Annotated in this window: 29 protein-coding genes; 16 read left to right on the forward strand and 13 right to left on the reverse strand. The window is 49.6% G+C overall.

The features are described 5' to 3' along the window. Window positions 1-17 precede the first annotated feature (17 nt). Window positions 18-797 carry a DUF1868 domain-containing protein gene (locus tag ACJ2PR_RS02755; protein WP_446856236.1) on the forward strand — a complete coding sequence of 260 codons (780 nt, stop codon included), beginning with the start codon at window positions 18-20 and terminating at the stop codon, window positions 795-797. A gap of 107 nt (window positions 798-904) precedes the next feature. Here the strand turns inward: ACJ2PR_RS02755 and ACJ2PR_RS02760 are convergent, their stop codons facing one another. Both ACJ2PR_RS02760 and ACJ2PR_RS02765 read right to left on the reverse strand, forming a co-directional pair. After that, a complete protein-coding gene (locus ACJ2PR_RS02760; protein ID WP_446875819.1) occupies window positions 905-1765 on the reverse strand; it encodes a CPBP family intramembrane glutamic endopeptidase in 861 nt (286 codons plus the stop codon). 58 nt (window positions 1766-1823) lie between these two features. Beyond that, window positions 1824-2237 carry an AbrB family transcriptional regulator gene (locus ACJ2PR_RS02765; protein ID WP_446856238.1) on the reverse strand — a complete coding sequence of 138 codons (414 nt, stop codon included), beginning with the start codon at window positions 2235-2237 and terminating at the stop codon, window positions 1824-1826. A gap of 573 nt (window positions 2238-2810) precedes the next feature. On the opposite strand from ACJ2PR_RS02765, the gene ACJ2PR_RS02770 reads away from it, so the two are divergent. Both ACJ2PR_RS02770 and ACJ2PR_RS02775 read left to right on the forward strand, forming a co-directional pair. Further along, window positions 2811-3821 (forward strand): succinate dehydrogenase/fumarate reductase iron-sulfur subunit, encoded by a 1011-nt coding sequence (locus ACJ2PR_RS02770; RefSeq protein ID WP_446875820.1) that lies wholly within the window; start codon window positions 2811-2813, stop codon window positions 3819-3821. Further along, entirely contained in the window at window positions 3818-3997 is a 180-nt protein-coding gene (locus ACJ2PR_RS02775; protein ID WP_446866921.1) for a chlorophyll a/b-binding protein, read from the forward strand. The genes ACJ2PR_RS02770 and ACJ2PR_RS02775 overlap by 4 nt, the downstream gene beginning before the upstream one ends. A gap of 7 nt (window positions 3998-4004) precedes the next feature. Here ACJ2PR_RS02775 and ACJ2PR_RS02780 read toward each other — a convergent pair whose 3' ends face one another. The 4 genes from ACJ2PR_RS02780 to psbX all read right to left on the reverse strand — a co-directional run bounded on the left by ACJ2PR_RS02780 (window position 4005) and on the right by psbX (window position 6334). Then, window positions 4005-4523 (reverse strand): TolB family protein, encoded by a 519-nt coding sequence (locus ACJ2PR_RS02780; RefSeq protein ID WP_446875821.1) that lies wholly within the window; start codon window positions 4521-4523, stop codon window positions 4005-4007. 12 nt (window positions 4524-4535) lie between these two features. Further along, window positions 4536-5075 (reverse strand): TolB family protein, encoded by a 540-nt coding sequence (locus tag ACJ2PR_RS02785; protein ID WP_446875823.1) that lies wholly within the window; start codon window positions 5073-5075, stop codon window positions 4536-4538. Between the two features lie 146 nt (window positions 5076-5221). Further along, window positions 5222-5977 carry a Ycf66 family protein gene (locus tag ACJ2PR_RS02790; RefSeq protein WP_446875824.1) on the reverse strand — a complete coding sequence of 252 codons (756 nt, stop codon included), beginning with the start codon at window positions 5975-5977 and terminating at the stop codon, window positions 5222-5224. 237 nt (window positions 5978-6214) lie between these two features. Further along, window positions 6215-6334 carry a photosystem II reaction center protein PsbX gene (psbX, locus tag ACJ2PR_RS02795; protein ID WP_446856243.1) on the reverse strand — a complete coding sequence of 40 codons (120 nt, stop codon included), beginning with the start codon at window positions 6332-6334 and terminating at the stop codon, window positions 6215-6217. 156 nt (window positions 6335-6490) lie between these two features. Here psbX and ACJ2PR_RS02800 point away from each other — a divergent pair, with 156 nt between their 5' ends. Further along, a complete protein-coding gene (locus tag ACJ2PR_RS02800) occupies window positions 6491-6778 on the forward strand; it encodes a YggT family protein (protein ID WP_446875825.1) in 288 nt (95 codons plus the stop codon). A gap of 23 nt (window positions 6779-6801) precedes the next feature. On the opposite strand, the gene accC is transcribed toward ACJ2PR_RS02800, so the two are convergent. Together accC and ACJ2PR_RS02810 are read right to left on the reverse strand one after the other, a co-directional pair. After that, entirely contained in the window at window positions 6802-8154 is a 1353-nt protein-coding gene (gene accC / locus ACJ2PR_RS02805; protein ID WP_446875826.1) for an acetyl-CoA carboxylase biotin carboxylase subunit, read from the reverse strand. A 95-nt stretch (window positions 8155-8249) separates the two neighbouring features. Next, a complete protein-coding gene (locus tag ACJ2PR_RS02810) occupies window positions 8250-8948 on the reverse strand; it encodes a TIGR02117 family protein (protein ID WP_446875827.1) in 699 nt (232 codons plus the stop codon). 179 nt (window positions 8949-9127) lie between these two features. Here ACJ2PR_RS02810 and ACJ2PR_RS02815 point away from each other — a divergent pair, with 179 nt between their 5' ends. From ACJ2PR_RS02815 to ACJ2PR_RS02825, 3 genes are all read left to right on the forward strand, one after another. Continuing rightward, complete coding sequence (locus ACJ2PR_RS02815) at window positions 9128-9781, forward strand: Uma2 family endonuclease (RefSeq protein WP_446875829.1); 654 nt, start codon at window positions 9128-9130, stop codon at window positions 9779-9781. Window positions 9782-9909: 128 nt separating this feature from the next. Further along, the gene (locus tag ACJ2PR_RS02820) at window positions 9910-11220 is read left to right on the forward strand and encodes an aminopeptidase P N-terminal domain-containing protein (protein WP_446875830.1); all 1311 of its coding nucleotides are present in this window, start codon (window positions 9910-9912) and stop codon (window positions 11218-11220) included. Continuing rightward, window positions 11217-11474, forward strand: coding sequence for a TIGR03643 family protein (locus ACJ2PR_RS02825; protein ID WP_446856249.1), 258 nt, complete (start codon window positions 11217-11219; stop codon window positions 11472-11474). The genes ACJ2PR_RS02820 and ACJ2PR_RS02825 overlap by 4 nt, the downstream gene beginning before the upstream one ends. Window positions 11475-11480: 6 nt before the next feature. Here the strand turns inward: ACJ2PR_RS02825 and radC are convergent, their stop codons facing one another. Further along, the gene (gene radC, locus ACJ2PR_RS02830; protein ID WP_446875831.1) at window positions 11481-12212 is read right to left on the reverse strand and encodes a RadC family protein; all 732 of its coding nucleotides are present in this window, start codon (window positions 12210-12212) and stop codon (window positions 11481-11483) included. 145 nt (window positions 12213-12357) lie between these two features. On the opposite strand from radC, the gene ACJ2PR_RS02835 reads away from it, so the two are divergent. Further along, window positions 12358-13254 carry a peptidoglycan-binding domain-containing protein gene (locus tag ACJ2PR_RS02835; RefSeq protein ID WP_446875833.1) on the forward strand — a complete coding sequence of 299 codons (897 nt, stop codon included), beginning with the start codon at window positions 12358-12360 and terminating at the stop codon, window positions 13252-13254. A 96-nt stretch (window positions 13255-13350) separates the two neighbouring features. Here ACJ2PR_RS02835 and thrS read toward each other — a convergent pair whose 3' ends face one another. Beyond that, window positions 13351-15168 carry a threonine--tRNA ligase gene (gene thrS, locus ACJ2PR_RS02840; RefSeq protein WP_446875834.1) on the reverse strand — a complete coding sequence of 606 codons (1818 nt, stop codon included), beginning with the start codon at window positions 15166-15168 and terminating at the stop codon, window positions 13351-13353. A gap of 247 nt (window positions 15169-15415) precedes the next feature. Between thrS and ACJ2PR_RS02845 the strand changes: the two genes are divergently transcribed. From ACJ2PR_RS02845 to ACJ2PR_RS02865, 5 genes are all read left to right on the forward strand, one after another. Beyond that, a complete protein-coding gene (locus ACJ2PR_RS02845) occupies window positions 15416-15562 on the forward strand; it encodes a Uma2 family endonuclease (RefSeq protein WP_446875836.1) in 147 nt (48 codons plus the stop codon). A gap of 157 nt (window positions 15563-15719) precedes the next feature. Continuing rightward, on the forward strand, window positions 15720-16073 hold the full coding sequence (locus ACJ2PR_RS02850) for a Pepco domain-containing protein (RefSeq protein WP_446875837.1): 354 nt from the start codon (window positions 15720-15722) through the stop codon (window positions 16071-16073). Beyond that, complete coding sequence (locus ACJ2PR_RS02855) at window positions 16074-17690, forward strand: GUN4 domain-containing protein (RefSeq protein WP_446875839.1); 1617 nt, start codon at window positions 16074-16076, stop codon at window positions 17688-17690. A 123-nt stretch (window positions 17691-17813) separates the two neighbouring features. Further along, a complete protein-coding gene (locus ACJ2PR_RS02860; RefSeq protein ID WP_446866905.1) occupies window positions 17814-18077 on the forward strand; it encodes a type II toxin-antitoxin system Phd/YefM family antitoxin in 264 nt (87 codons plus the stop codon). Continuing rightward, on the forward strand, window positions 18074-18400 hold the full coding sequence (locus ACJ2PR_RS02865; RefSeq protein WP_446866904.1) for a type II toxin-antitoxin system RelE family toxin: 327 nt from the start codon (window positions 18074-18076) through the stop codon (window positions 18398-18400). The genes ACJ2PR_RS02860 and ACJ2PR_RS02865 overlap by 4 nt, the downstream gene beginning before the upstream one ends. 33 nt (window positions 18401-18433) lie before the next feature. On the opposite strand, the gene ACJ2PR_RS02870 is transcribed toward ACJ2PR_RS02865, so the two are convergent. Together ACJ2PR_RS02870 and ACJ2PR_RS02875 are read right to left on the reverse strand one after the other, a co-directional pair. Then, window positions 18434-18586 carry a hypothetical protein gene (locus ACJ2PR_RS02870; RefSeq protein ID WP_446856258.1) on the reverse strand — a complete coding sequence of 51 codons (153 nt, stop codon included), beginning with the start codon at window positions 18584-18586 and terminating at the stop codon, window positions 18434-18436. Window positions 18587-18595: 9 nt separating this feature from the next. Beyond that, complete coding sequence (locus ACJ2PR_RS02875; protein WP_446856259.1) at window positions 18596-18799, reverse strand: hypothetical protein; 204 nt, start codon at window positions 18797-18799, stop codon at window positions 18596-18598. A gap of 1021 nt (window positions 18800-19820) precedes the next feature. Between ACJ2PR_RS02875 and ACJ2PR_RS02880 the strand changes: the two genes are divergently transcribed. From ACJ2PR_RS02880 to ACJ2PR_RS02890, 3 genes are all read left to right on the forward strand, one after another. Beyond that, the gene (locus tag ACJ2PR_RS02880) at window positions 19821-20138 is read left to right on the forward strand and encodes a DUF2605 domain-containing protein (RefSeq protein WP_446856260.1); all 318 of its coding nucleotides are present in this window, start codon (window positions 19821-19823) and stop codon (window positions 20136-20138) included. A gap of 169 nt (window positions 20139-20307) precedes the next feature. Further along, window positions 20308-20625, forward strand: coding sequence for a DUF2973 domain-containing protein (locus ACJ2PR_RS02885; protein ID WP_446856261.1), 318 nt, complete (start codon window positions 20308-20310; stop codon window positions 20623-20625). Window positions 20626-20741: 116 nt separating this feature from the next. Further along, complete coding sequence (locus ACJ2PR_RS02890) at window positions 20742-22055, forward strand: YcjF family protein (RefSeq protein ID WP_446866903.1); 1314 nt, start codon at window positions 20742-20744, stop codon at window positions 22053-22055. 237 nt (window positions 22056-22292) lie between these two features. Here the strand turns inward: ACJ2PR_RS02890 and ACJ2PR_RS02895 are convergent, their stop codons facing one another. Next, window positions 22293-24827, reverse strand: a complete 2535-nt coding sequence (locus ACJ2PR_RS02895; RefSeq protein ID WP_446866902.1) for a type I secretion system permease/ATPase — start codon at window positions 24825-24827, stop codon at window positions 22293-22295. Window positions 24828-24954 lie beyond the last annotated feature (127 nt).

The following is a 24954-nucleotide window of genomic DNA, read 5'->3' on the forward strand; positions in this document are numbered from 1 at the left end:
TAGGTGAGGCGATCGAGTTGGACGAGAATTATCAGACCTACCTCAACCGGGTGATCCGGATGACGCTTCCAGACACCTACAAGTCTCAGGTGCAGCATATTCAGGAATCGCCCAAGTTTAAGCCGTCTGGAGAAGATTGGCAGGCGAACCCGTTTCCAGGCTATACCGTGGTGACTCCTTGCGGCGCAGATGATCCGGAGAATGCTGCTCTGTTCGATCGCCTCACTCAATTTCAGTCTCAGGTTGCTCAAAAAGTTGGGTTGGATCTGCTCGCTCCCCTTCCGGCTGAGAGTTTTCACTTGACGCTAGCCGATTTGATTTGGAACGGCACCTATCGTCACGCTTTGAGCCAAAATCCAGCGTTTGAGGAGCAGTTGCGCGATCGCATTGCCCAAAGTTTTCAGCAGTGTCAGCCGCTTTCTCAAAGAAACCCAATTCGTTTTCAGGTGTTGGGTCTGATTGTGATGACGCGGGCAGTGGCGGTTTGTCTGGCTCCGACCGATGAAGAGTCTTACGATCGCATTCTCAAGTTGCGCCGTGCGATTTACCAAAACCCGGATTTGATGGCGATCGGCATTGAGCAACAGTACTACTTCACGCCTCACATCACGCTGGGATATTTTGGCGACACTTCACAGGTCGAGAGCAATCGTCTCAGCCAAACCTTTGACGAACTCAACAAACAATGGCTAGAGCAAGAATCACAAACGTTTCTAGTCCATCGAGCCGAACTTCGCAAATTTGATGACATGACAACCTACTACCGCGATCCTAACTGGGCCAGCTTTGAGTTTTGAGGGACTGAGAAAATGTAAATTCGCAGAAATGCCTCACTGCAACTGTCAATCTGGGAACGCCTCCCAAATCTATGAAAGAAGCTTGACACCGCAGCGAAAAGACTTGATCAAACTGACGCTGCACTAAAAATGGCTCTAAGCGGGATCAGTAGCAGTCCGGTTGCTAAGAGAAACAGCAGACCCATTACGCCCTCTAGCGGCTTGCCTGCTGGTCCAGTGAGCCACTCTGGAGCATCTTTTTTGAGGTGAATCAATTGCGCGGAGTCAAGAGTCGCGATCGTCCACACCCATCCCGCATGAAGCCCCCAGGCCAGCCCAAGACTTCCAGAATTTGTCCCCAGCGCTAGACAAAGCACCACGCCCATTAGAGAGAGTCCGGGAAGCTGAGGAATGTTTTCTTTGCCTTCCCAGACTAAGTGAAGCAGGGCAAAAATCAGACTGGACGCGATCGCCGCTGTCCAAAAATCAAACCCTGTCAAAAGCTGGTTAAAAAGAAATCCTCGAAACACTAATTCTTCAATCCCGCCTACCAGCAGTCCGAGTAATAGGGTGGGCAGTAAAACAGCAGCTAGTTTCGTCCCAGGCTCACTACGCCACTCAAGCCAGCCCAAAACCGTTTGTAGGGTAAAAAGCAGAATTAAACCGATCGCACCCAACCCAAGCCCGATACCGAGAGAAGAGAACGTTTGTCTATTCCAAATCAGACCATAGCTGGAGAAGGGGACATTCTCAATCCAGGCAACACCCCAGAGAACGATCGGAGCCAGCAGATACAGTGAAGCAACCAGCGGCAGCTTTTGGCGAACGTCTAAAGGCTTGAAAGGGTGCCAGTTGAGAAAGGCGGCGAGGGGAATGGCGATCGGGAGCCAAACCAGAAGCCAACCGACAAAAAAAACGCCCACCCTCACCCACACAGGAGCTTCTGCAAAGGCTGCAAAAAACTGGGACGTGCGATCGAGCGTAGGCATAAATTTTTCCAAAAAACAGCAGCATCAAGACTCGATTTGAAGACAGTCTTTCTGAGTGCTATTCTTCTTCTTCCTCAAGATGAACTCCGTTTTGACTACTCTTATCAGCGTCAATCTGAATGAGATGAATATGCTTATAGCCCAGCTTAATTTCAAACTCATCTCCGGGTTTTAAGCCCATCGCCTTGGTATAGGCTGCACCGATTACAATTTGACCGTTTTGATGAACACTGACGCGGTAAGTTGGCTCACGCCCCCGACCATCTTTAGACCCTTCTGGGCTAAGTGGAATTCCCCTAGCAACCAGCAAAGCATCATAAAAATCAGTCAGATTGACACGGGTTTGGTTGTTTTTAGTAACCGTGTAATAGCCGCAGCGTTTGGCAGTTTCCCGCCGAGGCAAGTGCGACAGTTCTTTTACTTTTTGAAGTAATGCCTTCCCTGTCAAAGGGGCAGTTGCAGTTTCAGTCATCTGCTACAGAATATCCCTACGATTTCTGAGTGGTAAATAGAGTCAATTTTGAATGTTTGACTTAATAAAATATATCTCCAATCTGCAAAACTTGAACAGTAATTTTCAATATTTTTTTTGGTATTAATAATTTCAATAATAATTTCGATCGAGCCTTGCCCTTTCTCAAACTTTCTCAAATCGATGGTGAATGGAAGTTGTTTCAATACGCCTCATCTAGGCGAGACAAAAATTTCTATTTTGCAGATGTCTTAAAGAAGTTGACGTTAAACTTTTTGGACAAATCGGCTCACCTTGAGAAATTTTACTTATCCAAAAGCGATAATCTATGCATCGATATTGACAGGTCGTAACTTAGCCAATCCGCTTAGAGGCTGGTGATGCGCTAGATTGATTACAAGGGAATTGGGCCGACTGCCCGCAACATTTAAAGCGAGAACTGATGAAGCTGCTTTTTTCGCAACAAGCTATTAAATGCATAGATAATTTATTACTAAACAGGAAATCTCTGACTGATTTTTTAGCTCAACTCTCGACTGCTCACCCTCCACATTTCAAGGTCTCGTTATCAGAATGCAAGTTGTTTTTAAAGTCGTCCGGCAAAATCAGGGCTACGCTCCTGCCATTCACTCCTACAGGCTGGAGGTTGAGTCAGGAAACACAATTCTCGACTGTCTCAATCAGATTAAATGGGAGCATGACGGGACGCTGGCTTTTCGGAAAAACTGTCGAAATACGATTTGTGGCAGTTGTTCAATGCGAATTAATGGGCGATCGGCTCTAGCCTGCAAAGAAAATGTGGGTAGCGAAATTGCTCGATTTCCCTCGGATTCTGAGGTGCCCGAAATTACCATTGCTCCGATGGGTAACATGCCCGTGATCAAAGATCTGGTGGTCGATATGCAGGGATTTTGGGCTAATCTGAAAGCCGTCGATCCCTACGTGAGTACCGCAGCGCGGCAGATTCCAGAACGCGAATTTCTCCAAACTCCAGAGGAGCGATCGCAGCTTGACCAATCAGGAAACTGTATTCTCTGTGGAGCCTGCTATTCAGAATGCAATGCCCGCGAGGTCAATCCTGATTTTGTCGGGCCTCATGCCCTGGCCAAAGCCTATCGAATGGTGGCAGACAATCGTGATGACCAAACCGCCGATCGCTTGGAGAAGTACAACGAAGGAACGGCGGGCGTTTGGGGCTGCACGCGCTGCTATTACTGCAATAGTGTGTGCCCGATGGAGGTTGCGCCAATGGATCAAATTGGCAAGATCAAGAACGAGATTTTAGTCGGCAAAACGGGGCAAGAGAGTCGATCGATTCGACATCGTAAAACGCTGATCAGTCTCGTCAAACAAGGCGGCTGGATCGATGAGCGGCTGTTTGGGTTGCAGGTGGTGGGCAACAGTTTTAGAGACCTGAGAGGGCTATTGAGCCTTGCGCCTTTGGGATTGAAGATGATCAGCCGTAAGAAGTTTCCGCTTAAGTTTGAGCCATCTGAAGGGGTGAAGGAAGTGCGATCGTTGATTGAATCTGTTCAATCTTATGAGGCACAATCAAAGAGTTCTATCACGTCTTCTGACTCATGAGTTCTCAACCTCCCGCCCCAAACAACCAAGATCCCCAGTCAGAACCTCCCGCTTTTGGCTGGAAACCTTACGCAGAACGGATCAACAGCCGATTTGCCATGATCGGGTTCGCCGCTTTGCTGATTCTTGAATTCTCGACAGGCCAGGACTTTTTTAGCTGGATAGGCTTGAGATAATCGCCTTCTACTGGGGATCGGTTGGAATGTTGAGGGGCTGTCCGGTGCGATCGTAGAGCAAAATATCCCACTGCCCTCTAGCGTTTGACTCAAAGGCGATCGTACTGCCGTTGGCGCTAATGGTGGGATTTCTGACTTCTGAACGTAGATTTTCGGTCAAGTTGCGAAGCTGGCGAAGCTCTCGATCGTACAGATAGATCCCCGTTCTGCCTTGCCGACTCCCCGCAAAAACAATCAACCGCCCATCTTCAGAAATGTCAGGGTGAGAAGCCATCAAATCGAGTGCATTGAGTCCTGGCAAATCAATTAAGCGCTGCTCGATCGTGTCGTACAGATAAATCTCTTGTGTGCCCCGACGATCAGAGGCCAGCACGATGTAGCGCTTTGTAATCCGAGGATTTATTTCTGCATAGGGACTGTTGAGACTGCGCCCTCCCGGATCAAACGGAAACGTCAGCAACTGATTGCCCCCACAGCTATGCAGCAAGGGAACGATCGCCATCCACACCAAAACAGAACGTTTCACGCCAAAAATCTCTTAAGGAGCAGACCGACGATCGCCAGGAAGATCCAACTCCACAAAGGCCCCGCGATCCAAGACTTCGGCATCCCACTGCCCACGAGTACTGCTTTCAAAAGTGACATAGCGCCCATCGGGGCTGATACTCGGACGGCGCACCCAACCTGGATAGAGCGACATCAAAACCTGGGGCTGCTGAGTAGCTCGATCGTACAGGCGGATTTCTGGAGTGCCGCGATCGCTGGCCATGTAAACCAGGTAGCGTCCAGTGTAGCTGAGACTGGGACTTTCGGCGATCGCGTCGGGTCGATTGAGGCGTGGCAATTCAACAAACTGTTGTTGCTGTAGGTTGTAAACCAAAATATTGCGGCTGCCGTTGCGGTTCGACACCAATGCCAGCAGGCGACCGTCTCCACTCAGGGCAGGCTGTTCTTCGTTGTAGCGGGTGTTGAGAGCGGTGGAGCCGATCGGCATCCCCGCAGGAGGGGCGCAGGCTGTCGTTCCCAGGAGGGCGAGTTTTATGAATAGAGAAAGGAATCGACCAAACAGCCTTTTCACAGCCTAAAAATTCCAGTTCCAGAAACCACACAATCAGCTTGACGAAATGCAGAATACAGCACGCCCTCATAGCAAATCCCCCCGACTTCACAAATTGTAGGAAGCAACGGGGGGATCAACGTTTCAGCGATATTCAGAACAAAAGGCTAAGAATTTCCCCAGTTGTCATTTTCGTCGTCATTGGATTCGATCGGACGGTACTCGACATAATCATCAGATGGGCGGACAACTTCTCTGCGGCGAGAAGACGCTTCATCATCGGTGGGGCGAGGTCGTCTGGGACGGCTAGCAGGAGGCGTGTTGCGGCTGCGAGATCGGTCTTCGGCTCCCCAAGCACTGCCATATCCGTTCGATTCGGAGGTCGCATCCATGATCGAGTCATCTGCGCGAGGGCGACGACGGGGACGATCGTCAGAATCGATTCGAGGGTCAGGATTGCGGCGGGTTGTGGGGCGGCGACGACTGTCATATTCATCGCGCTCAGAGCGGACTTCTCGGCTGCCTTGAATGCGAGGACGGCTGACGCGATCGTTGATCACTTCCTGGTCGTCAAACTCAGCGTTGTAGGTCGTTTTGTAGCTGCGGCTCACGGGACGATCGCTGTCCACGATGGGCGTATTTTTCTTGGCCTGCTCGGTCGAAACCTTTCTCAGACGCAGATTCTCGACGACAAAGAAAATCGAGGCCCCCGTCAGCAAAACTTGACCAAACTGCATAATCGGGTCAAATCGCCAGCCATAAAAAATCAAAATCAAGCCACACAGTAGCCCGACAGCAGAAAAGAAAATATCGTGATCTCTAGATAACTCAGGGCGCGTCGATCGCACAGCATAGAGGGCTGCTCCACCGACTGCGAGGAGAATACCTGAGACGCTTGCAAGATTGAACTGAAAATTAACCATTCCCGGTCTCCTAGGTAAGTCCCATGTTAGCGAGTTATGCCTAAAATCTCTACTTTCAAAGTCATAGATTTGTCTCAGATTTCAAGCGATCGCACCGTTGATTAGACCCCAAGTTTTGCCCGTCAAAGCAAAAACCCCAGTTTTCAAGGCGACTGCCTCTACTTTAACTGAGGTTTTAATCGTAAGAGGATGGTTCTGACCAGAACCTGAAAAAAGATTGTCTTGAATTTTGACCAATTAAGAGCGTCTAATTTTATCTTTTTGGCTAATGAAAATGAGTCCGATCGTAGCCGGAACCAGCACAATAAAAAGACCAGCGGCGAGGCTTCCTAAGAAGTTTGCTAAAGAAGGAGTCATGGATTTGAATGTCCTTTTGTGAACAACAAGCAAGTAATTCTAATTTTACGGGTTCAGTTCCCCCTTGCATAGCTCCTTTTCAAACCGATCGAGCAAACTGAGGGAGCCGAGTAAAGTTAGAATTGAGTTACAAAGCTTAAAGATTTTGACTCTCCTATGGATTTTCCGACAATTGCTGCTGGGTCGCTGAGTATCCTGCTTGGCTTGATGACCTTTTTATTTATTTTCCGAATTGTTTTGACCTGGTATCCACAAGTCGATTTGACCCAGTTTCCATTCAATTTAGTCGCTGTTCCGACAGAGCCGTTTTTGTCGCCCACTCGCAAAGTGATTCAGCCGATCGGGGGGGTGGATATTACGCCGATCGTTTGGGTAGGTATTTTTAGCCTTGCTAGAGAAATTTTGCTCGGACAGCAAGGCTTGATCACAATGGCGATGAGATAGGAGAATTCGGACTCACCGTTTTCCTATTTCTTGTTCATCATCACGCTTTCTACAAAATTGGTGTAGATATCACCTTTGAGGAATTCTGGCGTTTCGAGAATCTTTTGGTGGAAGGCGATCGTGGTGGGTAATCCCGTTACGGCACATTCTCTCAAAGCCCGCTTCATGCGGCGGATGGCAGAGGGGCGATCGCTGGCCCAGACGATCAGTTTGCCAATCAGCGAATCGTAGTAGGGCGGAATTTCATAATCGGTGTAGACGTGAGAATCCATTCGTACACCCGGCCCGCTAGGAGGCAGATATCCACTGATGCGACCGGGACTGGGACGAAAGTTGTGTTCGGGGTCTTCGGCATTGACGCGACACTCGATCGCATGTCCCCGCAAAATTACCTGATCTTGAGTCAGGCTCAATTTTTCGCCCTGAGCGATGCGAATCTGTTCGGCAATCAAATCGATCCCGGTGATCATTTCGGTCACGGGATGCTCGACCTGAATGCGAGTGTTCATTTCCATAAAGTAAAATTCGCCGGACTGATCCAGCAAAAATTCCACCGTTCCCGCACCAACATAGTTAATCGACTCAGCGGCGGCGACGGCGGCGGCTCCCATTTTTTCGCGGAGGGCGGGAGTCAATGCAGAACTGGGGGCTTCTTCTAACAGCTTTTGGTGACGACGCTGAATTGAGCATTCCCGTTCGCCTAAGTGAATCACATTGCCATAGGTGTCTGCCAAAATCTGAAACTCAATGTGGCGAGGCTTTTGCACAAACTTCTCTAAATACACCCCAGAATTGCCAAAGGCGGCTTCTGCTTCTCCCTGGGCGGCCATGTACATTTTGCCGAGTTCGTCATCGGTGTTGACCAGACGCATTCCTCTGCCGCCTCCACCCGCTGTCGCTTTAATGATCACGGGATAGCCCATCGATCGCGCGATCGTTCGAGCCTCGTCTTCATCCTGCACCAATCCCTTACTTCCAGGAACCGTCGGCACCCCGGAGCGTTGCATCGTTTTTTTGGCGGTTGACTTGTCGCCCATCGATCGGATCGAGTCGGGAGACGGCCCAATAAACGCAATCTGGTGGTCGGCGCAAATTTCGGCAAAGCGGGCGTTTTCGGCTAAAAACCCATAGCCAGGATGAATGGCTGTCGCATTGCGAGTCAGGGCCGCGGCGATAATATTGGGAATATTGAGATAACTTTTGCTGCTAGGAGGCTCACCAATGCACACGGCTTCGTCAGCCAATTGCACATGAAGAGAGTGGCGATCGATAGTGGAATGAACCGCAACAGTACCGATCCCCATCTCCTCACAGGTGCGAAGGATTCGTAGGGCAATCTCTCCCCGATTGGCAATCAGAATTTTCGAGAAACGCATTGTCTAATTTTTGTTCTGTAATGAGTAGAATAGCGCTTCTGAGTCCCCCCAAAAGCCTCGCAGCGATTCTCAACATAACCTATGCAGTGGTCATTTTAACGATCGCATTCACAGCCCTGAATTTGTCTCATCACTGAGGAAGCCAGTCCTGACCAGAGGGGCGTGTTGATATTGGCGGCTCTCAAACCGTTGGCAGCCCAGGTGTTACAGGTTTTTAGCGCAGAATAATGTCCCGTGCCTTCATAAAATCCGCTCGTCTCGTTGCCGCCGTCTTGAATGCGAATCGGAGCGCCGTTTGCGTCGCGTTCAAAGGAGTTTTGAATGAAGTCAACCATCTGAGAATAGTCTTGTTGACTGACTCCAACGCACTTGATTTCAACGCCTTTTTCTTGGGGCAGATCTGTAAACCCTTGGACATACATTGCGGTTGGATTTCCAGGCATGAATAAAGCTCTGAGAACGTTGGTGATTCTCACTTCTGACCAGTTTGGCGTGTTCATATAAAAGTCGCGATCGCCCCAGCCAAATTTTAGATATCGATAGTTCTCTTGCGAATCTCGACCAATCTTTTGTATCGGTAAAAACTGGTTCCAATCATTCGTTTGATTTCGGACAGGCAAAATCAGATTGACGTGCATTTGATCGCCCTCCACATAGATTCGATAAGGACTATCACAGGTTTGTGAGGCGTTCCATTTTCGGGGGGTAAAGTACCCGATCGCCAACAGAGAAGCCACGACGAAAACCGAACCCAGAAAAACCTGACCGCTTCGCTTGAAAAACTTACCGTTCACCGTCTTCTCCTTAAACTTTTGCGTCCAGATCTGTTCTAACTTGCTGCGATCCCACCTTTGATCAAACTCAGACAGAATTGCGATCGGGGGAAACCCTTCAGACGGAAGCGACCCCTTGTGAGTAACTCGAAGAGATCGCAGTAAAATCAGAAAGTAGAACGGTGTCGAAGGAAACGAGCATGGCGAAGAAACCCGCTCCTACTGAAAAGAGAGTGACGTTATCAGGCGTAAGTTGGCAACAGTTTGAGACGTTACTCAATGAGTTGGGCGCTAATCGGGTCGCCAGAATGACCTACGATCGCGGCAAGCTGGAAATGATGACCCCGCTAGAAGAGCATGAACGCTGTAGTCGGCTGATCGAATCGCTGATTCTCGTCTTTGCGGATGAACTGGTTTTGCAAGTTAGCTCGATCGGTTCTGTATTGCTCAAGCGTCCTGATCTGTCCTGCTGCATTCAGCCCGAAGCGTCTTATTACCTGGACAAAGAAGTCGAAATGCGCCGTCGCGCAGAACTTAATCTCGAACAGGTTGCGCCACCGGATCTGGTACTGGATATCACCATCAACAAAAGTACGTTGAATCAGTTTGCAATCTATGCGGCGATGGGCATCCCAGAAGTCTGGCAGTATGTGACGACGATCGGCGACGACGTGCTAAAAGGCGATCTGATGATTTATCAATTGCAGGGCGACCATTACATTCAATCTGCAAATAGTGTGGCGTTTCCGCTGCTGCCTGCCAAACGAGTGCTGGAATATTTGGAACAGAGCGACTTGATCGGCTTGGCACAGTCTCTCATTTTGCTGAGAAGTTGGATCAAGGAGAAACTGTAGGTTTCTAAAACACCCTAAAACATCAACTTTCTAAAACGCCTGCCATTTCTCAGAAGTTGGTTATTCAGAAATTCTTTGTTCAAAAATTCTTTGTTCAAAAACAATCGTAGTAAACTCAAAACGGCTTCATGATGCAATCAGAATTTTGTCAACGGCGCGAACAGTTCATGGCAAAAATTGGCAACGGGACGGCGATCCTGCGAAGTGCGCCAGCGGCTGTCATGCACAACGATGTGGAATATAACTTTCGGCAAGACAGCAACTTTTTTTATCTGACGGGGTTCAATGAAGCGAATGCAGTTGCGGTGTTAGCTCCCTGGCACGAGACGCACAAGTTTATCCTCTTCGTCCAGCCCAAAGATCGAGACAAAGAAACCTGGTCAGGCTACCGGATTGGAGTCGATGCCGCTAAAGAACAGTACGGCGCAGACGAAGCGTATCCCATTAGCGAACTCAACGAAAAACTGACGCAGTATGTCGAAAAAGCCGATCGCATCTTCTATCATCTGGGGCGCGATCGCACCTTCAACCAAACCATTCTCGATCTCTGGCAACGGCTGATGGCTACCTACGATAAAACGGGAACTGCCCCGATCGCGATCGAAGATCCGGCTCCTTTGCTGCATCCTTTACGCCAAACCAAAAGTGCGAGTGAATTGGATCTGATGCGAAAAGCGGTGGCGATCGCGGCCGAGGCTCATCAGTTAGCCCTTGAAATGAGAAAACCTGGCTGCTATGAGTACGAAATTCAGGCAGAAATGGAGCGGTTGTTTCGACTGCGGGGCGGCGTGGGAGCAGCCTATCCGTCGATCGTCGCGTCGGGGGCAAACGCTTGCATCTTGCACTACACCGAAAATAATCGCCAAATGCAGGATGGAGAATTGCTGTTAGTCGATGCGGGCTGTTCTTACGATTACTACAACTCCGACATCACGCGCACCTATCCCGTTGGCAACCAATTCACTCAAGAACAAAAAATTCTCTATGAACTGGTGCTGAAGGCTCAACTGAATGCGATCGAGCAAGTCCAGCCAAACGCACCCTGGAATTTGTTTCATGATGCCTCAGTGAGAACGATCGTCGAAGGCTTAATGGATCTGGGACTTTTGCAAGGCGATATCGAAGAAATCATCAAAGAAAAGAAGTACAAGCCGTTTTTTATGCACGGAACGGGTCACTGGTTAGGCTTGGATGTGCATGATGTGGGTGTTCGGCAAATTGGCGAAACCTGGCAAAACTTCCAACCTGGGCAAGTCGTCACGGTCGAACCTGGAATCTACATTCGTCCCGACTTCCAACCCTTTGAAGGTCAGCCCGAAGTGCCCGATCGCTGGCGAGGAATCGGTATCCGCATTGAGGACGATGTGCTGGTGACTGAAACTGGACATGATGTGTTGACAGCCGCAGTTCCCAAAACAGTCGAGGCGATGGAGCGATGAATTTACCAGACTTGAGCAGCGAAGCGATCGACCGCATCCTTGAAATGGCATGGGAAGATCGAACTTCGTTTGACGCGATCGAGACTCAGTTTGGTCTCAGCGAAAAGCAGGTGATCGCTCTGATGCGTCGAGAGATGAAGCCGTCCAGCTTTCGCATGTGGCGAGAACGAGTCACCGGACGCAAAACCAAGCATCTGAAGGTTCGGGAATTTGTAGAGGGACGCTTTCGATCGCAAAACCAAAAGGGTTCATAAAACCTGCTAATCTCCCTGGGGTAGCTCATTCCACAGCGAAGTGGTTTGTCTCAGACTGAGGTAATCGCCATTGCCCAAAATCAGGTGATCTAAGACAGGCAACCCCAACAATTGAGCGCCAGAAAGCAATTGACGAGTGAGCAAAATATCTTCAGGGCTGGGTTCAAGATTGCCAGAGGGATGATTGTGAGCCACGATCGCACGAGTCGCCCCCTGCCGGATCACTTCTCGAAAAATATCGCGCGGATGAGCTAACGTCTCGGTTGCAGTGCCGATCGTAATGATTTGAGTGCCAATCAGCCGATGCTTGACATCCAACAACACGATGGCAAATCGTTCTTGAGACTGCCACATCAGATCGTGACTCAACGCCGCCGCCGCCACTGAGGGATCATCAACCACCGTTTTGTCGGCCGGGCGAGATTGATAGACGCGCTTGCCTAGCTCGATCGCGGCCAAAATTGTCGTTGCCTTGGCGGGCCCAATCCCTGGAATCTGCGTCAATTCTTGGATGCTGACTTCGCGCAAGACTCCCAACGGATCGCGCTGATGTTGACCCAACTGCTGCAAAATGTACTGTCCCAACCCAACCGCAGACAGTTTGCCCGCTCCTTGACCTGTGCCCAGCAAAATAGCAATCAGTTCAGCCGTTGAGAGACTTTTGGAGCCTTGAGCCATCAGCCGTTCACGCGGACGTTCGCTTTGGGGCAGGTCAGCAATTCTGAGATTGTAGGTCATGCAGAGACAAGAGAAGTTTGAATCGTTCGTCTATTAATCCCGTGAGCCTTGGACGGGTAGCACTTCGATTTGTCAAGAACAGAGCATTTGAGAAAATCTCAGAATCAGGTAAATTCTCAAGGTAGACCAGTGAGGAGTGTGTCAGATGAATAATGGATTTGGGATGACGATCGCCACCGTTTTAATCGGGACAGCGGTGAGTGTGCAGCCAGCCTGGGCAGTTCGGAGTCAAGACTATGCGCCAGAGCAGTTTATTTCAGTGCTAAATGGGTTTGGCTATCCGGTGTCGCTCAGTGCCCCCTTGACTGACCCGATCGTGCAGCAGGCGATTCGTGATTTTCAGGCTCAAAATCGGTTGCCTGTCGATGGCACACTCAATCCACCGACTCAAGACAAAGCTGCCGAGTTGGTGCGTCAGTTGCAAACTAATCTCAATCGAGTGATTCAGCCCAGCCCCCAGCTACCCGGAAGTCAGTTTTATGGCAAACAAACCGAGAGTGTCGTCAGGCTGTTTCAGCGACAAAATGGCTTACCTGAGACGGGAATTGCCACCTTTGAGACTCGTCAGCGCATCAGCGATATTCTCAACGACGCAACCCCCCGAAACCCAACCACGCTTACACCCTCTTCGAGTTCCCCGCAAGGAGCCGCGTCGCCGCCAACGCCTTCTGTCCCTTTGGGCAATCTCTACAACGAGTCAGAGTTTCGGCTGGTTTTGCGAGGGTTAGGCTATGACATCAATCCTCAGCGTCCACTCACAGATGGGCCTGCGATCGCTGCGATTCGAGACTTTCAGCAGCGCTATGGGTTGTCTGTGAATGGTGGGGCTGACCAACCCACTCAAGAAAAAGCCGCCGCGATCGTTCGTAACTTGCGATTCAGTCTAAGAGTGGTGCTGAAGAGTGATTTGCCGATCGATCGCTATTACGACACGCCCACTCAAGAAGCGGTCAGAGCCTTTCAAGCACGAGTTGGGCTAGGTGTAGACGGCATTGCAACCGTGAGAGTACGTCAAAGATTGGATGCCGAGGCGAAGCGGTAGTGTCCTCGTCCCACTCAAAATTGATCTCTAACAGCCGATAGAGTTTCATGCGCGCTTATTCACAAACTACAAATCCCTTCAAGGTGAAAGCGAATTCTAGAAGTTGCCGTGGTTTTCGTTGGCTTGTTTTAGGCGATCGAGCACTTCACTCACCGCAACTGCCCCCAACTCACCCGATGCACGAGTCCGAATACTCAGCGAATTAGCTTCCACTTCTTTGGCACCAACCACCGCCATCACCGGAATTTTGTCCTTCTCTGCATTGCGAATCAGCTTGCCTAAGCGATCGCCACTCAGATCCACTTCAGCCCGGATGCCCAACGCCAACATTTGCTCAACGACCTGCTTGGCAAACGGCACAAACTCATCGCCCACCGCCAACAGCCGAACCTGAATCGGAGCTAACCATACTGGAAAATCACCCGCATACTCTTCGATCAAGATGCCGATCAGCCGTTCTAACGATCCAAATGGCGCACGGTGAATCATCACAGGTCGTTTGCGAGTGCCATCTTCAGCCACGTATTCCAGATCAAACCGTTCGGGTAAGTTGTAATCGACCTGGACGGTGCCCAACTGCCACTCGCGATCGAGCGCATCACTAAAAATAAAGTCCAGTTTTGGGCCGTAAAATGCGGCTTCACCAATGCCTTCAAAGTAGTTCATGCCCAAAGTTTCGACCGCACGACGAATGGCACCCTGAGATTTGTCCCAGGCTTCATCAGAGCCAATGTACTTATCCGACGCGGGATCACGGAAGCTCAAACGCGCTTTAAAGTTCTTGAGTTGCAGACTTTTGAACACCGAAAGAATCAAGTCCACCACGTTGAGAAACTCAGCATCTAGCTGCTCAGGCGTGACAAACAAGTGAGAATCATCAACGGTAAAGCCGCGTACTCTGGTCAAGCCGCCCAATTCGCCTGATTGTTCGTATCGATAAACCGTGCCAAACTCCGCCAACCGCATGGGAAGTTCTCGGTACGATCGCAATTCACTCTTATAGATCTGAATGTGAAATGGGCAGTTCATCGGCTTCATGACAAAGCCTTGCTCATTTGCGGCCGCTTCCGAATCTTCCGCCATCAGAGGAAACATGTCCTCTTTATACTTTTGCCAGTGTCCAGAGGTTTTGAACAGGTCAACTCTGGCAATGTGAGGCGTGACGACTGGAAGATAGCCCCGCTTGAGTTGTTCTTTTTGAAGAAAACTTTCGAGGGTTGATCGTAGCACCGTTCCTTTGGGTGTCCACATGGGCAGACCGGGGCCGACCAGATCCGAGAAGATAAATAAGCCGAGTTCTTTGCCCAGTTTGCGGTGATCGCGCTTCAGGGCTTCTTCTTTGCGGCGTTTGTACTCGGTTAACTGTTCGGGTGTTTCCCAGGCAGTGCCATAGATGCGTTGGAGTTGGGCCTTGGTTTCATCACCGCGCCAGTAAGCACCCGCTACACTTTCGAGGTCGATCGCATCTGGTTTTAACTCAGCCGTATTCTCAAGATGCGGCCCGGCACACAAATCCCACCAGTGTTCGCCTAGGTGATAGAGCGTGATGGGTTCTTCTAGCCCTTCCAAAATCTCTAACTTGTAGGGTTCATTAATCGCTTTGATGCGGCGTTCGGCTTCTTCGCGACTGACTTCTTCGCGTACCACAGGCAGTTTGCGATTGATGATTTTGATCATCTCTTTTTTGATCGCCTTCAGATCCTTTTCGGTAAACGGTTGAGGATTGTCAAAATCGTAATAGAAACCGTTTTCGATCCAGGGCCCGATCGTCACTTGCGCTTTAGGAAATAGCTTCTGCACGGCCATCGCCATCACATGAGAGGCGGTATGACGAATTTTTTGTAACAACACAGATTCGCTGGTCTTGGGCAAGTGAAGTTTTTCGGGCGGGTTAGAAGATTCTTCGGCAGACATGAGATCACGAGATAAAAGTTTTACGCTCTGAGTTGAGTCCTGAGAAGAAATCCTCTCTTCTCGCTAAGACTCTAAAACTCGTTGCCTTTACTATCTTACCGATCCGCCAGAGCAAACGCATTATGGCAAGTCGAGCCAACTCTCGATAATGTTGAGAATATTTGCAGCAATAGCTTCTCATCAGGAAGGGTAAGCCCACCAGTAGAGTCATTGGACTATCTCGACACTACTATTCTCTTGAAACTAAATGCGTTCGCCCTGGAAACGCGACCGAGAAGCCAAGCTGAAGCTGTATTCGGTTCGAGGGGTGCTGGAATACTGGATTGTGAATTGGCAAACGCAGCCGGGAGAATGCGGTTCTAAGGTTGGTGGCGACGCTGTATCAGCAGTATGAATTGACCAGCCCAATTCTGCCTGAGTTTAGCTGCCTGGTCAGCCAGCTTTTCCAGCAGTCACTTTCTCATTTGCAGGATTAGCGTGATGGCGTGTGGGTTGGCTTAAACCTTGAGCGGAGGGTTATCATCATGCTAATCCTCTAGCCCCTTTTGTTTATGCCAGAAGACTACCTTGTGATTGTGACCGATGAGGCTGACGAGGCTTCTGTACCAGTTGAGGGGCAACGGGGATGGGGTGAGGAAGTCCGCAAGCGCTTCTTGAGCTTTAGGGAAGTCCGGTTGCCTGTCTCACAGTTAGAGCAGAACATGAACCAGTTTTTACAACTGATGGGACGCTTGTTTAAGCAAGTGGATCAGCAAATTGGCTCAGAATCGGACATGAAGCTGGATGAGGTGGAGCTATCGGTGGAAATCAGCGGGGAAGGAGAGGTTAAATTAGTTGCAGGAGAAAAAGCTGCTGGGAAGGGTGCCATTAAGTTAAAATTCACAAGATCGAACACAAACAGATAGATGGCAAACAATTGGGCGATCGTCATTGGCATCAACCAGTACGAATTTTTGCAGCCACTGAAGTATGCCAAGCGTGATGCAGAAACGATGCACAATTTTCTGAGTCAGGAAGCCAAGTTCGATCGCATCTTTCTGTTTACCGATGATTCTCTCAAGGTTAACGGCAGATCCACTAAACCCTTTCGAGCAAACCTGCTGCAAGTTCTGCGCCAGATTTTTGCAACACCGTTCATGCAGGATGGCGATAACTTCTGGTTCTTCTTCAGCGGACATGGCGTTCCACATAATGGGCAAGACTATCTGATGCCTTGGGATGGTGATCTTGGAGATATTGAAAACACAGGTATTTCGACGAATACTATCACTAACTATCTGCGAAGTTGTGGAGCCGACAATGCGGTGATGATTCTGGATGCCTGTCGCAGTGGGGGGCGTAAAAGTGGTGAAGGGATTGGTAAACAAACAGAAGCAGAAGCCCGCCAAACTGGAGTGATTAGCCTCTTTTCTTGCAGTCCCGACCAGTATTCTTATGAGTTGGAGGCAATTGAACAGGGAGCCTTTACCTATGCCCTGATTGAGGGACTGGGGATTCGGGGTCGATGTGCCACTGTGGAACGGTTAAACCAGTATCTCGAACATCGTGTGCCTGAATTGGTTAGTCAACATTTGGGCAGAGTCAGACAAACTCCTTACACAATCGCCGAACCACTGAATAGATCGCACCTGATCTTGATGCCTCAACACGCTAGTTTGGCTGATATTGCCACGCTGAAAAATGATGCCTATCGTGCCGAGAGAACTCAAGATTGGGCGTTGGCGCAACGATTGTGGATTCGTGTGTTGGAGGCTTCTTCCGGTTCAGATATGGAGGCGATCGAAGCTCTGCAAAATCTGGGTATGCAGCGCCATGGAACAGCGACACCTCCACCAGAATCACCCCAAACAACAGCAGCTTCTAGAGCTTCTCAGCCTCATACACCCCCCTCACTAAGCCGACGACAGTTCTTCAAGCGGGCAGTTCCAGCAGGAGTGACAGTGGTGGGAGTAGTGATCGCCAGTCAGGTAATCAAAATCAAACTGCCATCTCAGGCAACTTCTGTTGATTACTCCAGGTTAGGAAGCTTGCTGAAAGCAGGGAAATGGAAAGACGCTGACCAGGAAACCACCAATTTGATGCTCAAGGTTGCGAATCGGGAAAAGGAAGGCTGGCTAGACTCCGAAAGCATTGGTATACTTGCCTGTGAGGTGTTGATTAAGATTGATCAACTGTGGGTTGCTAATAGTGGCGGCAAGTTTGGGTTCAGTGTCCAAAAGAAGATCTACGTAGAAAACTGTGGCGGTAAACTTGATGGACAGTATCTTAATGGACAGTATGATGAAAAGGCTTGGTCTTGTCTGGGCGATGGAGTAGGTTGGCGTGTAAACAATCAATGGATCGATTATTCTGATGTAACTTTCGACACTCAAGCCAGAGATGGACATCTTCCTTATGGGATGAGAGATGGTGGTTATTGGTTTGGGGCGGGGTCGGGTGGTTATTGGTTTGAGGCGTGTAGATTAGGGTTTGGGAATTGTTGGCCTTCTCTCTTGCAGGAACTTGCAAACTGTAGCATTTAAAGATTTCAGTAGTTTCTAAAGATTTGTAATGGTGGCCCTTTTAGCCAAATAATCAGCGTTTCAGCAATTCGTTACCTGGCACCAGATGTTACAGTGAATTCACTCTGACTCGTCTCTCAGCCGATGCCCAAGCAACTCACGATCGCCCAAGCGCAACAACAACTCCCCAACCTTCCTGACGAACTGACGGACGAACCCATCATCATTACTCAAGATGGGGTTCCTGTCATCGCTGCCCTCAGCTACAGCCATCTGACCGAACTGCTCGAAACGCTCGACATTCTCACCGACACCGAATTTGTTACTCGATTGCGCCAAAGCATCACTCAAGCTGAACAGGGCAAAACCATTGCCTGGGAGAGTGCCAAGGCTCAACTAGGGCTGTGACGGGTGCCGCCAACGGAATTGAATATAAGATTCAACTCACCCCACTCGCCCTGGAAATGCTGGCTGCGGTTAAAGATCGACGAGAGCAAGAAAAACTACGCGATCGCATTGACCAGCTTAAAACCGAGCCAGAAAAACAAGGGAAAGCACTGGTGGATAATCTTTCAGGATTTCGCAGCGTTCGAGCTGTTGGGCAACGCTATCGCATTGTCTATCAGGTTGAGCAAGCGCAAGTGCTCATTTTAGTCGTTGGCATTGGCAGACGAAAGGAGGGAGACAAAAAAGATATTTACACCCTGCTAGAAAAGCTTCTGCCGGAGTAAATCCAGATTCTTGTCGCGTTTCTCCAGAACAATCTAACTCACCAACAGCCCAGGGAGATTGAGCAGGCGATCTCTCCATTCTTGGGCATGTTTAGCAATCTGCAAGCGATCGACTGGACTCGACCAAAGCGTTGACCCTTGTTTCCATCGACTCAGTTGGCGTTGCAGTTCAACCAATTCAGTCACTAACTCCAGCTATGTTTCTAAATTAAGACTTGGCACTAACCACTCAATAAAAAACTGATTTTCTCGAATCTGGTCTTGAGCAAGCTGCCCCTCTATTTCCGCTTGAGTTAAGGCTTTGACTTGAGACAAGTTTTCTACCAACCAAGCAAGTTGAGTAGAAACGTTCTGGTGGAGATATTGAGTTCTCAGGAGATCTAAGGAGATTTCTAGCAAAGAGGTTACCAACCTTGGGAAGCCCCCTAAATCTTCCAATTCTGGGGGACTTTGACTTTCAGAACTCTCGATGGAGACAGCCGGGTAAATTTATTAAAGGAAATCTCCTACATTGACTGCCATTTCCCATGATCCAAATCATAAAAACTCCTCGATAGGTGGGAAACTCAGCGTCTTTAGACCTGAGAGGGAAGCCAACGAGCGGTTTTAACCGCCGGGTTCTTCCTAGATTTTGGGTGTCGCGACCGCCTTGGGGCAATTGATTCGGGGTGCTTTTGTATTGCACTTTCAACGGGACAATTACCGTTTCAAATCGTTCGTCCTGTACGCATCGCGACGTTGTTTGCTACCGCAGTAGCCTCCTTGCGGAGTGATGTTCGCTTCGCCAATGTTTTAAGAGCTTCTTACTCAATCCTCTACGGAGGGAGACCCTCCTCCAAGGTTGAGCGCTTGTTCGGCTAATCGCACGTCCTTAACCCAAATAAAGATGTTTAACGATTAACGACAGAGCAAGGGACTAGCGTCGCATCCCAGGGTGTCGTGACTCAAAAAACGTAGACCGCGAAGCGCTCAATCCTGGAGGAGGGTTTCCCTCGTGGGGAATTGAGCAAGACGGTCTGAAGCTGGTCAACTGAAACTAAAGTCTCTAAGCTGGAGAGCTTCAGTCACTTCAGTGCTGAGTCGTTGACTCAAGAATCCATAAACTATCTGATTGTCACATCGATCACCACCAAATGTCCGATGAATCGCAGAGCAAACGTATCAGGTCAATAAGTCGAGCCAATTCTCGATAATGTTGAGAATGTTTGCAGCGATGGCTTCTCATCAGGAAGGGCAAGCCAACCAGTAGCGATCGTTGGACTATCTTGACACTATTATTCTTTTGAAATTAGATGCTTTTGCCCTGACCGATCTGCTGCCTGAATGCGTATTTTGGGCAATTTAGCGATAAGATGAGAAAACGTTACAAAATGTAAAAAGTTTTAGCAACCCTTGACCTTTTACAAAACATTACTAACTTATGTTTCATTCAAATCTGCCAGAGCCAGACATTCTCAAAACTGTTTTAGAGCCGCTTTTAGAAGACTTTCAATACTGGTTTACACGATCGCGCACTTTGTTAGAAAACCAGGAGATTCCCTTTCTTGAAAATGAGAAACAGGCTAATCTACTGGAAAGGGTTTTACAAGCACATCAAGAGGTCAACACGGTTCGCACGTTACTCAATGTGACCGAAGGGCAGGTCGGGGTCGAAACAGCGATGCTCATGACCTGGCACCGACTCGTCGCAGAATGCTGGCAGGTAAGTATGCGGCTACGGTCTGGTAAGTCTGTCTAAAAACAGATAGTCGAATTCTGAGAAATCTGAGAGACTATAGGAAGATAGTCAGAACCATTTTTCAGATAATTCTCATAAACCTTCGGCTTGAATGCTGCACAGACCGTCAAACTCAATACAATTTTAATCTCCACACTTTCAAACCAGCGTGGATTAAGGGAGAGTCGATATGGTACTACATTTGCTTTACATCTTGGCTTTTACTGCGCTTGCTTTTATGGCAGTGGGCAATCTCATTCGCAATTTGTTGACGTTGGGGGTTGAGTCTCAGCGTCATTACGCTCCTAGAAGTGGCTCTGGGTATGACCCTCGCTCTTCTCTGTCTTCTCGGCTGCGATCGGTGCCTCACCCCGAACTGTTAGATAGCGATGGTCGAATGATTGACGAACCGCTGCTGGTGATGCGATCGATGACGGTAGAAGATGCCCGTGAGCAACTGGATGCCCTTTACAAGTCCTCTCCGGGTGGCGATCGTGAAGAAGGCTAGAGTTTGAACCGTTAATGGCAAGCCTAAAATTCGACAGGGTTCGGTTCTTTCATCTGTTAGAAAATCAGTAGGTACGATAGTTTGAAAGTATCGCCATTCCTGCCTGATCACTGACTATGACTGAGCGAACCAAAGAAACAAAATCTGCCCTTCAAAAAACTGAAGCATCTCCAAAGTCAGAGCCATCCTGGGTAGACACAACCCGTGACTTGATTGGAGGTGCTTTTTCAACGATTGGTAAAGCCCTGCCCGTTCAGCAAGTCTCGGATACGGTGATCGGTTGGTTTAGCGTGGACGAAGCGGAAATCGCAGGGATTTTGCAAAAGGTGCGATCGGAGTTGCCGACGACTGAGGCGATTTTGGTGGGCAAACCTCAAGCGGGAAAGAGTTCGATCGTTCGAGGCTTAACGGGCGTTTCGGCTGAAATTATTGGACAGGGCTTTCGTCCTCACACGCGGTTTACTCAACGCTACAACTACCCAACCGACGATCTGCCACTTTTGGTCTTCACCGACACTGTAGGACTGGGCGACGGCACGCAAGAAACGACGGAAGTGATTGGAGAGCTAGTCGAAGAAATTCAGGAAAACGAGGAAACGAGAGCAAAAGTTCTGATTTTGACGGTAAAGATCACTGACTTTGCGACGGATACTTTAAAACAAATTGCAGGTCGAATTCGCCAACAGCATCCCGAAGTGCCTTGTCTCTTGGTGGTCACCTGTTTGCATGAACTTTATCCGTCTGAAGTGATGGATCATCCTACCTATCCCCCCGACTATGAGGATACCAATCGAGCCTTCGCTGCCTTACAAAAAGGATTTCAGGGATTGTTCGATCGCGCCATTCAAATCGATTTCACATTAGAAGAAGACGGCTTCACTCCAACATTCTACGGTCTAGAAACGCTGGTCGATGCGCTGGCAGATTTGCTCCCCGAAGCGGAGGCCCGAACGATTTCTCAACTACTGGACGATCGCGACGCTGGAAAACAAATCAGTGATATTTATCGAGAAGCGGGTCGCCGCTACATTTTGCCGTTTTCTGTAATGGCGGGTGCTTTGGCAGCGATTCCTTTACCGTTGGCGACGATGCCCGTTTTGACCGCCCTGCAAGTGTCGATGGTCGGAGCGTTGGGGCAGTTGTATGGTCAGACATTGACTCCTTCTCAGGCGGGTGGCGTGGTGAGTGCGATCGCAGGTGGATTTGTGGCGCAAGCGATCGGGCGTGAGTTGATCAAGTTTATTCCGGGGTTTGGCAGTGTGATCGCGGCTTCTTGGGCGACGGCTTACACCTGGTCGTTGGGTGAGACGGCTTGCGTTTATTTCGGGGATTTGATGGGCGGCAAAAAGCCCGATCCTAGGCGTATCCAATCTGTAATGAAAGAGTCCTTTGAGGCGGCAAAAGAGCGCTTTCAAAGTGCTAAGAAGTAGAGGTTGACATCCTCACCGGGGTAAAGCCACGGCGATTCCAAGAATCACTTCTTAGATTTTTCTTCCCCGTTGCAATGGCTTGCAAACTTTGGTGTTAGGGTTTATGTCTGCATCGTCGCGGGTGGGTCAGTGACCAGTTCTAGTGTATCGGTTAGTGCTTCGGCTTGCAAAGCCGTCGTTCTACGACGGGGTTTCCACCCACATTTTTCGATGATTAAGTAAAAACGCACTTTCAGCTTAGACCGCAGCTTGTTGGCGTTGGTAGAGTGACCAGTAGAGACCCTTCGATCGAATCAATTCGTCATGCGTTCCTTTCTCAGCAATGACTCCTTTCTCCATTACCAAAATCAAATCAGCGCGTCTGAGGGGCGCAAAGCGGTGAGCAATCAGAAATACCGTGCGGTTTTGAGCGTGTTTTTGCAGGTTTTGCAGAACTTGCTGCTCGGTTTCACTGTCCAGGGCGCTGGTTGCCTCATCCAACACCAACATGGGCGAATTGGAGAGAAACAATCGCGCTAAAGAAACCCGTTGACGCTGACCGCCCGAAAGCGCCGTGCCCCGCTCTCCCACATCGGTTTCATAGCCTTGAGGCATTTCGCTGATAAAATCATGAGCCGCTGCCAATCGAGCCGCTTCGACTACCTGTTCTGCTGAGACATCCGATCGCCCCAAACTAATGTTGTCAAGAATGCTGCCCTTAAACAAAAAGTCTTCTTGTAGCACGACACCCATCTGAGTCCGCAGCGAATGCAAATCAGCGCTCTTGATGTCAAAACCGTCTACTAAGATTCGTCCGGCTTCGGGTAAATACAATCGCTGCAAAAGTTTCGACAGCGTACTCTTGCCCGACCCACTGCGCCCCACGACCCCGACCAGCATTCCCGGCTCTGTCGTAAACGAAATACCCTTCAGCACAGGTTCTTGAGCCGGGTTGTAGCGGAAAAATACCTGATCAAACGTGACTTGACCTTTGAGCGGCGGCAAGACCAGACCTGACCCCGGTTCCGCTTCAGGGGCGACGTTGAGAATATCGCCGATGCGATCGACCGACAACAACACCTGCTGCAAATTTTGCCAAAGCTGAACCAGCCGCAACAGCGGCCCCGTCACTCGTCCCGATAGCATCTGAAACGCTACCAACTGACCGACGGTGAGTTCTTGCTTGATTACCAGATTTGCCCCAAACCAAAGAATCAGCAAATAAGAGAAGTTGGTCAAAAAGTCGCCTAAGTTGTTGCTGATATTGGAAGTCGTCGAAGCTTTGAAACTGGTGCGAATGTAGCGAGCAAAGAGACCTTCCCAGCGATCGCGCGACGGTTTTTCTGCGGTGTGCGCCTTGACCGAGTGAATTCCCGTAATGGTTTCTACGAGAAAAGACTGACTATCGGCACTGCGATTAAACGTCTCATTTAGCAGGTTTCGCAAAATTGGAGTAACGAAAAGCGTCAAGATTGCGTAGAAAGGCAAGACGGCCAACGCCACACCCGTCAGCGGAACGCTGTAGAAAAACATCAGCGCCAGGTAGACGACTGCAAAGATGCTGTCCAAAATCACTGTCAGCGCCGTCCCCGTCAGGAATTGCCGAATATTTTCTAACTCCTGAACTCGCGCCACCGTATCGCCCACGCGCCGAGACTCAAAATAAGCCAGAGGCAGCCGCATCAGGTGACGAAATAGCTGGGCCGAGAGGCTGAGATCCAACCGTCGTGCCGTGTGCGTAAAAATAAACAGCCGCAAAATTCCCAGCAGCGCTTCAAACACAGCCACACTTAGCAGTGCGATCGCCATCACATCCAGCGTGGCAATGCTGCCCTGTACCATCACCTTATCGATGACGACTTGAGTAATCAGCGGTGTCGCCAGACCCAACAGTTGCAGCGTAAATGAGGCAAACAGCACTTCGCCCAGCAGTCCGCGATAGTTCCAAACAGCCGGGAGAAACCAGCTTAGATTAAATCGCTCCTGTTTTTGGATCGCTTCGGCTTGCCAGAGTTGCCCATCCCAGGCTTGTTGTACCTCTGATCGATGCACGCTTTCGCAATTCATCGTGGGATTGAGCGGATCGGATAGGATAAGCCGATCGCCCCGTACGCCATATGCCACAACCCAGTGAGGTTCCCCTGTGCCTCCCGGTTGCCAGAGCATCAGAGCCGGAAATCCCAACAGCCGCAGACTTTGCCAATTGGTTTCGATGCGGCGGAGTTGCAGTCCCAATTTCTCAGCCATATCGATGAGATCGGTTGGGCGCTGTCCTCTTATTTGACGCTGTACCCACTCCAATTGGACGGAATTTTGCAGATGATTGGCTACCATCGTTAGAGCAGCCGCTCCCGTATTGACGGCCGAGACAAAGGGAAAGCCCGTCACAACCTGGGGAGAATTGTCCGTTTGAGGTTGATAGCGGCTGCGCTGAATCGCCCAAAAGCGATCGATCTCCGGCGACGATAAAGAAGCCCAACTGGTCGCACTCCACTGCACCACCTCAACATCATTACTGGCGGCTCTGGCCTTCCAACCTGGCAGTTCTAGCAAATCGCCTACCCATTCTCCGGGCTGCAAGAGGAGCGATCGTCCTTCGTCCGCTACTAATCTGACTTTCCCCGCCAGAACGATTAGTTGAATATCAGGCGTTTCTTCTGACCACAAAAGTTCTCCCAGCTTACAGCGACGAATTTCAGCCTTGGTCTTAAACTGAACCTGCTGTTCGGGGTTGAGAAAGCTCAGGGGCGGAGTTTCCCAGGGTAAATTGGCGGCAACATCGTTGGTAATCATTTGGCAAGGAGGGGGGCTGGGGGAAGTGAGGAGTGAGGAGTGAGGAGTGAAAAGGGTTTGAGAGTTAGGTTTCAGATTTTGACATTTCAGCTTTGGGGTGAGTTGCAGGCTTTAAGAGGTGGGGTTT

It is taken from the genome of Phormidesmis sp. 146-33 (genome assembly GCF_052939515.1).